Raw genomic sequence first — 13,915 nt, forward strand, 5'->3', positions numbered from 1 at the left:
GCGCACACATTTCGGGCCGCCCCTGTGCACAGAACCCACACTGGGGATAAAGACACGAAAAAGCCCCGGCACGCGAGCGCACCGGGGCTTTTCTCGTGAAAGGGACTTAGAAGTCCATACCGCCCATGCCACCGGTCGGGTCGCCCGCGGGAGCGGACGCCTTCTCCGGCTTGTCGGCGACGACGGCCTCGGTGGTGAGGAACAGCGCCGCGATGGACGCCGCGTTCTGCAGCGCCGAGCGGGTGACCTTGACCGGGTCGGCAACGCCGGCGGCCAGCAGGTCCTCGTACACGTTGGTCGCGGCGTTCAGGCCGTGACCGTCGGGCAGGTTCGACACCTTCTCGGCGACGACACCGGGCTCCAGACCACCGTTGAAGGCGATCTGCTTGAGCGGAGCCGACAGCGCGACACGCACGATGTTGGCACCGGTGGCCTCGTCACCCTCGAGCTTCAGCTCGTCGAGCGCCGGAGCCGACTGCAGCAGAGCCACGCCGCCACCGGCGACGATGCCCTCTTCGACGGCAGCCTTCGCGTTGCGGACGGCGTCCTCGATGCGGTGCTTGCGCTCCTTGAGCTCCACCTCGGTGGCAGCTCCGGCCTTGATGACTGCAACGCCGCCGGCCAGCTTGGCCAGGCGCTCCTGCAGCTTCTCGCGGTCGTAGTCGGAGTCGCTGTTCTCGATCTCGGCACGGATCTGGGCCACGCGACCGGCGATGGCATCGGAGTCGCCCGAGCCCTCGACGATGGTGGTCTCGTCCTTGGTGATGACGACCTTGCGGGCGGTGCCCAGCAGGGCGATGTCCGCGGTCTCCAGGGAGAGGCCGACCTCTTCGCTGACAACCTGGCCACCGGTCAGGATCGCGATGTCCTGCAGCATGGCCTTGCGGCGGTCACCGAAGCCCGGGGCCTTGACGGCGACGGACTTGAAGGTGCCACGGATCTTGTTGACCACCAGGGTCGACAGGGCTTCGCCCTCGACGTCCTCGGCGATGATCAGCAACGGCTTGCCGGACTGGATGACCTTCTCCAGCAGGGGCAGCAGGTCCTTGACGGTCGACACCTTGGAGCTGACCAGCAGGATGTAGGGATCCTCCAGGACGGCTTCCTGGCGCTCGGCGTCGGTCACGAAGTAACCCGAGATGTAGCCCTTGTCGAAGCGCATACCCTCGGTGAGCTCGAGCTGCAGGCCGAAGGTGTTGGACTCCTCGACGGTGATGACACCCTCGTTGCCGACCTTGTCCAGCGCCTCGGCGATCAGGTCACCGATGGACTGGTCACCGGCGGAGATACCGGCGGTGGCAGCGATCTGCTCCTTGGTCTCGACCTCTTTGGCGGTCGAGAGCAGGCGCTCGGTGACGGCCGCGACGGCCTTCTCGATGCCGCGCTTCAGGCCGAGCGGGTTGGCGCCGGCCGCGACGTTGCGCAGACCTTCGCGAACCAGTGCCTGGGCCAGCACGGTGGCGGTGGTGGTGCCGTCGCCTGCGACGTCATCGGTCTTCTTGGCGACCTCTTTGACCAGCTCAGCGCCGATCTTCTCGTACGGATCCTCCAGCTCGATCTCCTTGGCGATGGACACACCATCGTTGGTGATCGTGGGGGCGCCCCACTTCTTTTCCAGGACGACGTTGCGACCCTTGGGGCCGAGCGTCACCTTTACGGCGTCAGCGAGGGCATTGAGGCCCCGCTCGAGGCCGCGGCGGGCCTCTTCGTCATACGCAATTGTCTTGGCCATTGCGAGGTGATTCCTCCGGTTGGGAATTGCACGTCTTTTTTTGGTCGGGTTCAGTGCCCGCGACGGACGGCGTGGGTGTGCTCCCTGCCTCACCGGCCCGACCTAGCACTCACAGATCGAGAGTGCCAACGTCATTTTTAGCACTCCCCCATGGCGAGTGCAAGGTTGGTTAGCCCCTGTTCACTTGCCGCGTAGCCCGTCGAACACCACGGCCAAACCCGTTTCGGCGACCGCCGAGTTGTAGGCCTGCATCGCCTGCAGACCCACCACGAGCCCTTTGACCTCCGGCACCGTGACATCGGCGCGCACGGTTCCGGCGGCCTGGCCGGCGGCCAGCAGGTCCCCGACCATGCCGAGGAACTCGGCTTCGGCCTCGGGCACCGCACGGTTGACGTCCAGCCCGGCACCGGCGAAGGCCTCGACCAGTCCGCGGTCGGTGGCGCCCCAGTCGAGCACCATGGCTCTCATCAACGTGAAGATCGCTCCGGCAGGATCCGAATCGAGCAGTGCGCGTCCTTCGTCGACGATGTGCCGCATCCGGTCCTCGATCACCGCCCGGAACAGATCCTCCTTGGCCGGGAAATGGCGGTAGACGGTTCCGGCGCCGACGCCGGCGCGCCGGGCGATCTCATCGATGGGCACCCCGAGGCCGTCGGCGGCGAAGGTGTCATAGGCCACCTCGAGCACCCGGGCGCGGTTCCGTGCCGCATCGGCGCGCATCGTTTTCGACCTCCCGGGAACTAAACAAAGCGGGGCGTGCGTTCCGTCTATACGGAACGACTCCTCCACTTCTGACAGGATATCCCTCATGACCACATGGACCACCGCCGACATTCCGGACCAGACCGGCCGCACGGCCGTCATCACCGGTGCCAACACCGGGCTGGGCTTCGAGACCGCCAAGGCGCTGGCCGCCAAGGGCGCCGACGTCGTCATCGCGGTGCGCGACGCCGCCAAGGGCAAACAGGCCGCCGCGCAGATGTCCGGGAATGTGACGGTCCAGGAACTCGACCTGACCTCGCTGGCCTCCATCCGCGAGGCCGCCGAGGCGCTGAAGGGCGGTCACGACAAGATCGACCTGCTGATCAACAACGCCGGCGTGATGACCACGCCGAAGGGCACCACCAAGGACGGTTTCGAGCTGCAGTTCGGCACCAACCATCTGGGCCACTTCGCGCTCACCGGGTTACTGCTCGACGCCATCCTGGATGTGGACGGCGCCCGCATCGTCACGGTCAGCAGCAACGGCCACAAGATGGGCGGCGCCATCCACTTCGACGACCTGCAGTGGGAACGCTCCTACAGCCGGATGGGCGCCTACACGCAGTCGAAGCTGGCCAACCTGCTGTTCACCTACGAACTGCAGCGCCGCCTCGCCGCGCGCGGCAAGACCATCGCCCTGGCCGCTCACCCCGGCACGTCCACCACCGAGCTGGCCCGCAACATCCCCTCCGCCCTGCAGCGGGCCTTCCAGGCGGTCAGCCCGCTGATCGCACAGAGCCCGGCGGGCGGGGCGCTGCCCTCACTGCGGGCGGCCACCGACCCCGGCGCGCTGGGCGGCCAGTACTACGGCCCCGAGGGCATCGGCCAGCAGAAGGGCAACCCGGTCGTGGTGGCCAGCAGTGCGCAGTCCTACGATTTGGACCTGCAGCGCCGGCTGTGGGCGGTCTCCGAGGAGCTCACCGGCGTCAATTTCGGGGTCTGATCCACCGGATGAGCGACACGTCTCCTGCGGATATGCGAACACGGAACCCATTGCCCTAGACTGCCCTTCGACCAGATAGGAGTCCGGGTGCGGGCATACGAAGCGCCCAGCACCCAGGCTTTGCGGGGCTGGCAGCGCCGGGCGTTGGTGAAGTATCTCGCCGCCAGGCCGAAGGACTTCCTGGCTGTCGCGACGCCGGGTGCCGGTAAGACCACCTTTGCGTTGCGCATCGCCGCGGAGTTGCTCGGTGACGGCACCGTCACGCAGGTCGTGGTGGTGGTGCCCACCGAGCATCTCAAGACCCAGTGGGCCCAGGCGGCCGCCCGGTTCGGGATGGCGCTGGACCCCAAGTTCAGCAACTCGGCGGCACAGACCTCCAGCGACTATCACGGGATCGTCGTCACCTACGCCCAGGTGGCCAGCCACCCGACCCGGCACCGGGTGCGCACCGAGAACTACAAGACGCTGGTCATCTTCGACGAGATCCACCACGGCGGAGATGCCAAGACGTGGGGCGACGCCATCCGGGAGGCCTACGACGACGCGACGCGGCGCCTCGCGCTGACCGGGACGCCGTTCCGCTCGGATGACAGCCCCATCCCGTTCGTCACCTATGAGACCGACGGGGCGGGATTCCAGCGTTCCAAGGCCGACCACGTCTACGGCTACGCCGACGCCCTTGCCGACAGCGTGGTGCGACCCGTGGTGTTCATGGCCTACTCCGGTGAGGCCCGCTGGCGCGACAGCGCCGGCGAGGAACATGCCGCACGCCTCGGCGAACCGCTGAACGCCGAGCAGACCGCGCGGGCCTGGCGCACTGCGCTCAACCCCGAGGGCCAGTGGATGCCCGCGGTCATCGCCGCCGCCCACAAGCGGCTGATGCAGAAGCGCGAGCATGTGCCCGATGCCGGCGGCATGATCATCGCCACCGACCAGACCACCGCGCGCGCGTACGCGAAGCTGCTGACCACGATCACCGGCACCAACCCGACCGTGGTGCTCTCCGATGATCCGACGGCCTCGAAGCGCATCTCGGAGTTCTCCGACTCGTCGGAGCCCTGGATGGTTGCGGTGCGCATGGTGTCCGAGGGTGTGGACGTGCCCCGGCTGGCGGTCGGCGTGTACGCCACCAGTGCGTCGACGCCGCTGTTCTTCGCCCAGGCCATCGGGCGTTTCGTGCGCAGCAGGCAGGCGGGCGAGACGGCCAGCATCTTCCTGCCCTCGGTGCCCAACCTGCTGCAACTGGCCAGCGAGCTGGAAGCCCAGCGCAACCACGTGCTGGGCAAACCGCACCGTGAATCCGACGGCCTGGACGACGAGCTGATCGAGGACGCGAACAAGACCAAGGACGAGAAGACCGATCAGGACCGGGGTTTCGAGTCCCTGGGCGCCGACGCCGAACTGGACCAGGTCATCTTCGACGGGTCGTCGTTCGGCACCGCGGCCGCGGCCGGAAGTGACGAGGAGGCCGACTATCTCGGCATTCCCGGGCTGCTCGACGCCGGCCAGATGCGCGATCTGCTGAGCCGCCGCCAGGACGAGCAGTTGCAGAAGCGGACCGCCGCGGCGGGCGCGGCCGGGCTGCCCGCCCCGCGCACCACGCACGGCCAGCTCCAGGAACTCCGGCGCGAGCTGAACACCCTGGTGTCGATAGCGCATCACCGCACCGGCAAGACGCACGGGCAGATCCACAACGAGCTACGCCAGATCTGCGGCGGCCCACCGCTGGCGGCGGCCTCCGGCGAGCAGATCAAGGCGCGCATCGACGCGGTGCGCAGCCTGAGTGCGTCGCAGCGCTAAAGCCCCAACAACTCCGGCAGATCGGCCACCGAGTCGATGACGTGGCCGGGCTGCATGGCGAATTCGTCTGCGGCCCAACGATCCAACGTGTCCTGGCGGAACTTCCCGGTGCGCACCAGCACGCCCGTCATGCCGACCACCTGACCGGCCAGCACATCGTTGTTCAGGTCGTCACCGACCATGTACATCTCGTCGGCATCCACCCCGAGCCGTCCGGCGGCGGACAGGAATCCTTCGGGGGCGGGCTTGCCGACGGCGGTCGCCTTGCGCCCCGAGCACTCCTCCATACCGTGCAGGTACATCCCGGTGTCGATGCGCAATCCGTCGGTGGTGGTCCACGACATGCTGCGGTGCATGGCGACCACCGGCACGCCCTGGGCCATCCAGTCGTACACCCAGGACAGGGTGAGGTGGCTGTACTCCGGGCCGGCTCCGCCGAGCAGCACCACATCGGGGGTCTCCGGGGCGCTGTGTCCGCTGCAGTCACTGGAGTAGACGATGTCGATGCCCGGCATGTCCTCGGCGATCTGGCCGCTGTTGACCAGAAAACATCGCGCCCCCGGATACCGGTCCCGGACGTAGTCGGCCGTCAGCGCGGCGGCGGTGATCACCTCGTCGGGGCTCACCGACATCCCCGCGGTGCTCAGCAGGTCGGCGATCTGGGTGCGGGTGCGGGTGGTGGTGTTGGTCAGGTAGGACCGGGCAATCTGGTTGTCCGCCAGCACCTGCAGCGTCCGGGCGGCACCGTCGATCGGCTGCCACGAGGTCACCAGCACCCCGTCGATATCGAAAAGCACTCCACCGATTGCCATGCAGCGAGACTAGGCGCACCACACGCTGTCTGCGACCCACGGGGAGGCCGTCGCCGCCACCGTCCATGCCATCTCGGCCGGCACATCGATCAGCACATAGCGTTTGGTACCCGCGGCGGTGGCCGCCACCAGGGTCGCCACCCCGGCGCGACGCTGAAACCAGGTCTGGCGCACGGTCCACCCGATGATGCCCGCGGTCTGCACGCAGTCCCGCCGTCGTTCGACGCTGCCGGCGCGGGTCACCAGCCACTGTCCGTCCACCCGGTGACCCAGCGCACACACCCGGTCCACCGCCAGGCCCACACACGCCACGAGAAGCACACCCCAGAGCCCCCAGGCCCACCCCGGCACCGCGAGGAACGGCAGCACCACCGCGACACCCACCGGAACCAACAACGCCCTGACCCACCGCCGCCGCACCGCGGCGGGCCCATGCGCCACCAACGGACCGGCGACCACGTCGGCGTTTCCGACCAGTTCGGTCAGCACGCCCCGCGCGGTGCCGACCGGGCAGGCGGGCAGCAGCAGCGACGACTCCCCCGCTCCCGCCACGCCGGTCATCACGGCGTCCAACCGGGCCCCGCCCAGCGCGCGCACCAGCAGCGGCTCGCGCAGTGTGCCGCCGCGCAGGCGGCGCAGGTCATAGGTGTGTTCCCGAACCTTCAGCAGCCCGTGCACGAGATTCAGCGTGTCGGCACGACGGGTGAGCGCCAGGTTCCCGTAGGTCAGCAGCGATCGCCCGACCGCCAACACCACCCCGGCCAGCACCGCGCCGACGATCAGCCAGGGACCGCCGAACAGCAGCACCCACTGCTGCAGCACATCACCAAGTCCCGCCTGGTACGCCACGCCCAGCGCGGCACCGATCATCAGCAGTCCCGACCAGCTCAGCGGGCTGTAGCGCAGCCATGACGGCGCCCAGGACGCCAACGGCTCGCCCGCGGGGGCATCGTCGCGTTGCTCGCCCAGTAATACCGCCCGCAGCCCGGCGACCTGATCGGAGCGCACCGCATCGAGCTCGAAAGCGTTGTCGCCCTTGGCCTCCTGTCCGGTGGAGACGCGCAGCACGGTCAGCCCGAGCAGTCGGTGCAGCAGCCGCGCCTCGGTCTGCACTGAACGGATCCGGTTGCGCGGCACCGACAGTTCATTCCGCTGCAGCAGCCCGGTGCGCAGCATGATGTCGCGTTCGTCGATCCGATAACTGGTGGTGAACCATCTGGCCAATCCCAGCATCACGATGACGCCGACGCCGACCAGCGACCACACCGGATTCTGGGTGGCCGACCCCAGCACGATCGCCCCGATCAGCAACGGCAGCTGGTTGAGCACTTCGTGCACCGGGTGGACCAACAGCATGCGCGGCGAAAGACGTTGCCAGACCGCACTACTCATGTCGCATCGTGGCCGCCGAGGGCGGCGATGTCGGTCAGCTGGGCGACCACCTGGTCGGCGACGGACGCGTCGAGGGCCACGATGCGCACCGCCCCCGCCGAGGACGCCGTTGTCACCGTCACATTGGCCAGGCCGAACAGCCGGTCCAGCGGCCCACGGTAGGTGTCGACGGTCTGCACCCGCGATATCGGCGCGATACGGCGTTCCTGCACCAGCCATCCGCTGCGGGTGAACACCGCCTGCGGGCTGATCTCCCATCGGTGCACTCGGTAGCGCCAGATCGGAGCGACCACCACCGAGACCAGCGCGCCCACCATGGTGGCGGCCGCGACGCCCACATGCAGCCAGGGCATCCGGCCGTCCAGGACGAACCACACCACCTGGCCCAACGCGACGGCCAGCCATGGAATCGCCGCACCCAGCGCCCACACCAACGGTGCGCTGCGACTGGGTGGATAGGCCGGTTCCCTCATCAGCACGGGTGCACCCATCACTCGAGCATGGCGGTCCGGGACCGTATGTTCTAGGCATGAGCCAGAAATGGACCGAAGCACATGTCCCTGACCAGTCCGGGCGGGTCGCGATCGTCACGGGTTCCAACACCGGCCTCGGCTACGAAACCGCCAGGGTGCTCGCCGACCGCGGCGCCCGGGTCGTCATCGCGGTGCGCGACACCGCCAAGGGTGACCAGGCCGCGGCCAAGATCCGCGCCGCCGTACCCGATGCCGACCTCAAGGTGGTGGCCCTCGACCTGGGGTCACTGGAGTCGGTCCGCACCGCGGCCGCACAGCTCAAGGCCGACCACCCGCGCATCGACCTGCTGATCAACAACGCCGGCGTGATGTACCCACCGAAGCAGACCACCGCCGACGGTTTCGAATTGCAGTTCGGCACCAACCATCTGGGCCACTTCGCCCTCACCGGACTGTTGCTGGAGAACATTCTGCCCGTGGAGAATTCACGGGTGGTGACGGTCGCCAGCATCGCGCACCGCAATCAGGCCAAGATCGACTTCGACGATCTGCAGTGGGAACGCAAGAAGTACAACCGCGTCGCCGCCTACGGGCAGGCCAAGCTGGCCAACCTGATGTTCAGCTACGACCTGAACCGCCGCCTTGCCGGCAAGAACACCCTGTCGGTGGCCGCCCATCCCGGTGTCTCCAACACCGAACTGATGCGGCACACCCCCGGCAACACCCTGCCCGGTTTCGACACCCTGGCCGGCCTGGTCACCAACTCGCCGCTGGTCGGCGCGCTGGCGACCTTGCGCGCCGCCACCGCCAAGGATGTCCGCGGCGGGCAGTACTACGGACCGGCCTTCCCGATCGCCTCCATGGGAATCGTCGGCCATCCGCATCTGGTGACCTCCAGCGCCCAGTCCCACGACATCGCCATCCAGCAGCGGCTGTGGACGGTGTCCGAGGAACTGACCGGCGTGACGTTCCCGCTCTGATGCGTTCGGTCGAGGAGCACCAGCGGGTCATCGCCGGTTTGGTGCAGGCCCGCCCGGCGGTGGTGCTGGCACCCGGGGACGCGCTCGGGCTGGTGCTGGCCACCGATGTGGTCGCCGCACTGTCGCTGCCCGGTTTCGACAACTCGGCGATGGACGGGTTCGCGGCGCTGGCCACCGACATCGCCACGGCCAGTGCCGAGAACCCCGTCACGCTGCCGGTCACCGATGACATCCCGGCCGGGCGCACCGATACCCAGCCACTGAAACCCGGTACCGCACAACGGATCATGACCGGGGCGCCGCTGCCGCCGGGGGCCACCACCGTGGTTCCCGTCGAGTCGACGGACGCAGACTTCTCGACCAGCGCCGAACAGGTACAGATCCGTGCCGCCACCAAAGACGGTCAGCACATCCGGCGCGCCGGCGAGGACGTCACCGCCGGGACCACGGTGCTGCAGGCCGGCCAGCTGCTCACCCCGGCCGCGCTGGGCCTGGTCGCCGCACTGGGGCTGGCCGAGGTCAGCGTGCTGCCCCGGCCCCGGGTGCTGGTGATGTCGACGGGTTCGGAGCTGGTCGCGCCCGGCGCGCCGCTACTGCCCGGCCAGATCTACGAGTCCAATGCGGTGATGCTGGCCGCCGCCGTCCGCGACGCGGGCGCCGAGGTGATCGCCTCGACGATGGTCGGTGACGACGTCGCCGCGTTCCGCGCCGCACTGGAAGCACACGCCGGGCAGGCCGACCTGATCATCACCACCGGCGGGGTGAGCGCAGGGGCCTACGAGGTGGTCAAGGACGCGCTGGTGGGCTCCGAAAACAGCACCGTCGAGTTCACCAAGGTGGCCATGCAGCCCGGCATGCCGCAGGGCTGCGGGCGGGTGGCCGGCGTCCCGATCGTCACGCTGCCCGGCAACCCGGTCAGCGCCCTGGTGTCCTTCGAGGTGTTCCTGCGTCCGCCGCTGCGCGCCGCGATGGGACTGCTTGCCGATCGCCCCCGCATCACCGCCACCCTCGCCGAGGACCTGACTTCCCCGGCCGGCAAACGCCAGTTCCGCCGCGGTGTGCTCACTGGCGACATCGTCACCAGCTACGGACCGCCCGCCTCGCACCACCTGCGCTGGCTGGCCTCGTCGAACTGCCTGCTGGACATCCCCCAAGGTGTCGACAAGGTGGCCGCCGGGTCACAGGTCGACGTGTGGGACCTGTCCAGCCGCTGAAACCCCCGTCCAACGTAGAATCGGGAGCCAATATGGCCAGACCTGCGCGATCACCCGATGACGACCGCTCAGAAGCGCAACGCTTCATCGAACTCGTCCGTTCCACCGTCCCTCCGGTCCATCAGGCCGGCCTGCCGTTCATCGCGGGCGGGCTGGGCCTGGCGGCCGCCGGCCGCAACCGACGCTGGCTGCGCAATGCCGGTCTCGGCGCCGCGAGCTTCAGCGCACTGTTCTTCCGGCATCCGCCCCGCGTGCCCCCGAGCCGTCCCGGTGTCGTCGTGGCACCGGCCGACGGACTGGTCACCCTGCTGGACACCGCGGTGCCGCCCGCGGAACTCGGCATCGGCGACGCCCCGATGAAGCGGATCAGCATCTTCCTGTCCATCTTCGACGCGCACGTGCAGCGCGCGCCGGTGGCCGGCGAGGTCATTGCGGTGCAGCACCGCCCGGGCAAGTTCCTCTCCGCGGACAAGGACACCGCCAGCGAGGACAACGAACGCAACAGCCTGTGGCTGCGCACCGAGGACGGCGTGGACATCGTCGCCGTGCAGATCGCCGGACTGATCGCCCGGCGCATCGTGTGCAGCGCCCACACCGGTGACAAGCTGGCCCTCGGCGAGACCTACGGACTGATCCGGTTCGGCTCCCGGCTGGACACCTACTTCCCCACCGATGCCCATGTGCTGGTGGAGAGCGGCCAGCGGGCCATCGGCGGGGAAACCGTCCTAGCCGAGCTGCCCTGATGCAACGCACCAAACCACGCCCGGCGGCGATGCGCATCCTGCCGAGCGCCACCACCGTGCTGGCGATCTGCGCGGGGCTGACGTCCATCAAGTTCGCGCTCGACGACCAGCCTCATATCGCCCTCGCGCTGATCGGCGCCGCCGCGATCCTGGACGGTATCGACGGCGGCATCGCCCGCGCGCTGGATGCCCAGTCGCGGATGGGCGCCGAGATCGACTCGCTGGCCGACGCGGTGAACTTCGGCGTGGCGCCCGCGCTGGTGGTGTACGTGACGTTGCTGCCGACGTCCCCGGTGGGCTGGATCTTCGCGCTGCTGTACTGCGTGTGCATCGTGCTGCGGTTGGCGCGCTTCAACGCGTTGCTCGACGACACCACCAAACCCGCCTACACGCGGCAGTACTTCACCGGCATGCCCGCGCCCTGCGGGGCCGTCGGCGTCATCGCGCCGCTGGCCGCCATGCTGCAGTTCGGCCAGGGCTGGTGGACCGCACCCTGGTTCGTGTGTCTGTGGTTCGCGGCGAACGCCACCCTGCTGGTCAGCCGCATCCCTACGCTGGCGCTGAAATCGGTCTCGATGCCGCCCAACGCGGCGCCGTTCCTGTTGATCGCCATCGCCGCCGCGGCCGCCGCGCTGCTGCTGTTCCCCTACGTGCTGCTGCTGCTCATCGTGGTCGGCTACGTCTGCGTCATCCCCTTCACCATCCGCAGTCAACGCTGGGTTGCGGCACGACCGGAGACGTGGAACGACAAACCGGGCCAACGCCGTCAGGCCCGCCGCGAGATCCGCCGCGCCGCCCAGCCGCACCGCCGCTCGATGTCGCGGCTGGGCCTGCGCAAGCCGCAGGGCCGCAAATGACCGAACTCCGGCTGACCGCCCGGCTGACCACCTCGGCCCTGGACAGCCGGCGCGGGGTGGTGCGCCTGCATCCCGAGGCCATCGCCGCCTTGGGCATCCGCGAATGGGACGCGGTGTCCCTGCTGGGTGCGCGCAGCACCGCGGCGGTGGTGGGCCTGGCACCCGGCGGCACCCCGGCCGGGGTGGCACTGGTCGACGATGTGACGCTGTCCAACGCCGGTCTGCGGGAGAACGCGGAGGTGGTGGTGGCCCCGGTGACGGTGTTCGGCGCCCGTTCGGTCACCCTGACCGGTTCCCGGCTGGCCACCCAGTCGGTGACGCCGGCGACGCTGCGCATGGCGCTGCTGGGCAAGGTGATGACCGTCGGCGACACCGTCTCGCTGCTGCCCCGCGATCTCGGCCCGGGCACCTCGACATCGGCGGCGACCACCGCGCTGACCACCTCGGTGGGCATCACCTGGACCTCCGAGCTGCTGACGGTGACCGACGTGGATCCGGCCGGAACCGTGAGCGTGCAACCCAATTCGAATGTCTGCTGGGGCGACGGCACCACCGTCACCACCCCGGCCACCCCCAGCCAGACGCCGGCCGCACCCGCGATCCCACTCGATGATCTCAAGGGTGCCCACGTGCAGGCCGGCAAGCTGGCCGAATGGCTCAAGCTGGCGCTCGACGAGCCGCAGTTGCTGGAAAGCCTGGGCGCCACAGCCAATCTCGGTGTGCTCGTGTCCGGGCCCGCCGGTGTGGGCAAGTCCACCCTGGTGCGGGCGGTCTGCGCCGAGCGCCGGCTGATCGAACTGGACGGACCCGAGGTCGGCGCGCTGCGCGCCGAGGACCGGCTGTCCAGTGTGGCGTCCGCGGTCAACTCGGTCCGCGACGGCGGCGGTGTGCTGCTCATCACCGACATCGACGCGCTGCTGCCCGCCACCGCCGAACCGGTGGCCACCCTGATCCTCACCGAACTGCGCAACGCGGTGTCCACCAAGGGCGCCGCATTCATCGCCACCTCGGCGCTACCGGATAACGTCGACGCGCGGCTGCGGGCACCCGATATGTGCGACCGCGAACTCGGGCTGAGCCTGCCCGACGGCGCGACCCGCAAGGCCCTGTTGGAAGTGCTGCTGCGCGGGGTACCCGCCGGTGACCTGAACCTCGACGAGATCGGGGAACGCACACCCGGTTTCGTCGTCGCCGACCTGGCGGCCCTGGTCCGCGAGGCCGCTCTGCGGGCCGCCGCGCGCGCCAGCGCCGACGGGCAGCCGCCCGCACTGACCCAGGATGACTTCAACGGGGCGCTGTCGATCATCCGCCCACTGTCCCGGTCGGCCACCGAGGAGGTGGCCGTCGGTTCGGTCACCCTCGAGGACGTCGGCGACATGGTCGAGACCAAGCAGGCGCTCACCGAGGCGGTGCTGTGGCCGCTGCAGCACCCGGACACCTTCGCCCGCCTCGGCGTGCAACCCCCGCGCGGCGTGCTGCTCTACGGACCTCCCGGCTGCGGTAAGACGTTCGTGGTGCGCGCGCTGGCCAGTTCGGGCCGCCTCAGCGTGCACGCCGTCAAGGGCGCCGAGCTGATGGACAAGTGGGTCGGATCCTCGGAGAAGGCGGTGCGCGAATTGTTCCGCCGCGCACGCGATTCGGCGCCCTCGCTGGTGTTCCTCGACGAGATCGACGCACTCGCACCGCGACGCGGGCAGAGCCACGATTCCGGGGTTACCGACCGGGTGGTGGCCGCACTGCTGACCGAACTGGACGGCATCGACCCGCTGCGCGATGTGGTGGTGCTGGGCGCCACCAACCGTCCCGACCTGATCGACCCGGCGCTGCTGCGCCCGGGCCGGCTGGAGAAGCTGGTGTTCGTCGAACCCCCGGATGCGCAGGCACGCAAGGACATTCTGCGCACGTCGGGTAAGTCCATCCCGCTCGCCGACGATGTGGACCTCGATGCGCTGGCCGAGGATCTGGACGGGTACAGCGCCGCGGACTGTGTGGCGCTGCTGCGCGAAGCCGCCCTGACGGCGATGCGGCGCTCCATCGACGCGGCCGACGTCACCGCCGAGGACGTGGCCAAGGCCCGCGAGAACGTGCGCCCGTCACTGGACCCGGCGCAGGTCGAATCGTTGCGGGCGTTCTCCGAGAACCGATAAACGAGTACCGCTGTACCTAGGTCCCCTGGTGCGTGTGCCGAAAGAATCATGGAACACCAC

The 13,915-nt window shown here is 69.1% G+C and carries 12 protein-coding genes; 7 read left to right on the forward strand and 5 right to left on the reverse strand.

Annotation, left to right across the window (positions count from 1 at the left end; translation table 11 throughout):
• Positions 1–106 precede the first annotated feature (106 nt).
• The gene (gene groL / locus ASE48_RS26565; RefSeq protein ID WP_057170172.1) at positions 107–1,732 is read right to left on the reverse strand and encodes a chaperonin GroEL; all 1,626 of its coding nucleotides are present in this window, start codon (positions 1,730–1,732) and stop codon (positions 107–109) included.
• Between the two features lie 180 nt (positions 1,733–1,912).
• Entirely contained in the window at positions 1,913–2,452 is a 540-nt protein-coding gene (locus ASE48_RS26570; protein WP_057170173.1) for a TetR/AcrR family transcriptional regulator, read from the reverse strand.
• Between the two features lie 88 nt (positions 2,453–2,540).
• Between ASE48_RS26570 and ASE48_RS26575 the strand changes: the two genes are divergently transcribed.
• Positions 2,541–3,437: an SDR family NAD(P)-dependent oxidoreductase gene (locus ASE48_RS26575; RefSeq protein ID WP_057170174.1), complete on the forward strand. Its 897-nt coding sequence runs from the start codon at positions 2,541–2,543 to the stop codon at positions 3,435–3,437.
• A gap of 87 nt (positions 3,438–3,524) precedes the next feature.
• Entirely contained in the window at positions 3,525–5,237 is a 1,713-nt protein-coding gene (locus ASE48_RS26580) for a DEAD/DEAH box helicase (RefSeq protein WP_057170175.1), read from the forward strand.
• Here the strand turns inward: ASE48_RS26580 and ASE48_RS26585 are convergent.
• From ASE48_RS26585 to ASE48_RS26595, 3 genes are read right to left on the reverse strand one after another with little or no spacing between them, the layout of a single operon-like run.
• Positions 5,234–6,049: an HAD-IIA family hydrolase gene (locus ASE48_RS26585; protein WP_057170176.1), complete on the reverse strand. Its 816-nt coding sequence runs from the start codon at positions 6,047–6,049 to the stop codon at positions 5,234–5,236. The two genes, ASE48_RS26580 and ASE48_RS26585, sit on opposite strands and share 4 nt — an antisense overlap.
• Positions 6,050–6,058: 9 nt before the next feature.
• On the reverse strand, positions 6,059–7,441 hold the full coding sequence (locus ASE48_RS26590; RefSeq protein ID WP_057170177.1) for a PH domain-containing protein: 1,383 nt from the start codon (positions 7,439–7,441) through the stop codon (positions 6,059–6,061).
• Positions 7,438–7,932, reverse strand: a complete 495-nt coding sequence (locus ASE48_RS26595; RefSeq protein ID WP_235571557.1) for a PH domain-containing protein — start codon at positions 7,930–7,932, stop codon at positions 7,438–7,440. The genes ASE48_RS26590 and ASE48_RS26595 overlap by 4 nt, the downstream gene beginning before the upstream one ends.
• A gap of 38 nt (positions 7,933–7,970) precedes the next feature.
• On the opposite strand from ASE48_RS26595, the gene ASE48_RS26600 reads away from it, so the two are divergent.
• Genes ASE48_RS26600 through ASE48_RS26620 form a run of 5 tightly spaced genes read left to right on the forward strand, consistent with a single transcriptional unit; the run spans position 7,971 to position 13,855 of the window.
• A complete protein-coding gene (locus ASE48_RS26600; RefSeq protein WP_057170178.1) occupies positions 7,971–8,894 on the forward strand; it encodes an SDR family NAD(P)-dependent oxidoreductase in 924 nt (307 codons plus the stop codon).
• Positions 8,894–10,108 carry a molybdopterin molybdotransferase MoeA gene (gene moeA / locus ASE48_RS26605; protein ID WP_057170179.1) on the forward strand — a complete coding sequence of 405 codons (1,215 nt, stop codon included), beginning with the start codon at positions 8,894–8,896 and terminating at the stop codon, positions 10,106–10,108. The genes ASE48_RS26600 and moeA overlap by 1 nt, the downstream gene beginning before the upstream one ends.
• Before the next feature lie 32 nt (positions 10,109–10,140).
• Entirely contained in the window at positions 10,141–10,851 is a 711-nt protein-coding gene (locus tag ASE48_RS26610; protein WP_057170180.1) for a phosphatidylserine decarboxylase, read from the forward strand.
• The gene (locus tag ASE48_RS26615; protein ID WP_057170181.1) at positions 10,851–11,708 is read left to right on the forward strand and encodes a CDP-alcohol phosphatidyltransferase family protein; all 858 of its coding nucleotides are present in this window, start codon (positions 10,851–10,853) and stop codon (positions 11,706–11,708) included. Before ASE48_RS26610 ends, ASE48_RS26615 begins: the two co-directional genes overlap by 1 nt.
• Positions 11,705–13,855 (forward strand): AAA family ATPase, encoded by a 2,151-nt coding sequence (locus ASE48_RS26620; RefSeq protein ID WP_057170182.1) that lies wholly within the window; start codon positions 11,705–11,707, stop codon positions 13,853–13,855. Before ASE48_RS26615 ends, ASE48_RS26620 begins: the two co-directional genes overlap by 4 nt.
• The last annotated feature ends 60 nt before the right edge of the window (positions 13,856–13,915 follow it).

Source organism: Mycobacterium sp. Root265 (assembly GCF_001428895.1).
Taxonomy (GTDB): domain Bacteria; phylum Actinomycetota; class Actinomycetes; order Mycobacteriales; family Mycobacteriaceae; genus Mycobacterium.

Coding starts and splice junctions, on each gene's coding strand:
- ASE48_RS26575 (WP_057170174.1), top strand. CDS start 2,541: ATGACCACATGGACCACCGCCGACATTCCGGACCAGACCGGCCGCACG.
- ASE48_RS26585 (WP_057170176.1), bottom strand. CDS start 6,049: ATGGCAATCGGTGGAGTGCTTTTCGATATCGACGGGGTGCTGGTGACC.
- ASE48_RS26590 (WP_057170177.1), bottom strand. CDS start 7,441: ATGAGTAGTGCGGTCTGGCAACGTCTTTCGCCGCGCATGCTGTTGGTC.
- ASE48_RS26595 (WP_235571557.1), bottom strand. CDS start 7,932: ATGGGTGCACCCGTGCTGATGAGGGAACCGGCCTATCCACCCAGTCGC.
- groL (WP_057170172.1), bottom strand. CDS start 1,732: ATGGCCAAGACAATTGCGTATGACGAAGAGGCCCGCCGCGGCCTCGAG.
- moeA (WP_057170179.1), top strand. CDS start 8,894: ATGCGTTCGGTCGAGGAGCACCAGCGGGTCATCGCCGGTTTGGTGCAG.
- ASE48_RS26570 (WP_057170173.1), bottom strand. CDS start 2,452: ATGCGCGCCGATGCGGCACGGAACCGCGCCCGGGTGCTCGAGGTGGCC.
- ASE48_RS26610 (WP_057170180.1), top strand. CDS start 10,141: ATGGCCAGACCTGCGCGATCACCCGATGACGACCGCTCAGAAGCGCAA.
- ASE48_RS26600 (WP_057170178.1), top strand. CDS start 7,971: ATGAGCCAGAAATGGACCGAAGCACATGTCCCTGACCAGTCCGGGCGG.
- ASE48_RS26615 (WP_057170181.1), top strand. CDS start 10,851: ATGCAACGCACCAAACCACGCCCGGCGGCGATGCGCATCCTGCCGAGC.
- ASE48_RS26620 (WP_057170182.1), top strand. CDS start 11,705: ATGACCGAACTCCGGCTGACCGCCCGGCTGACCACCTCGGCCCTGGAC.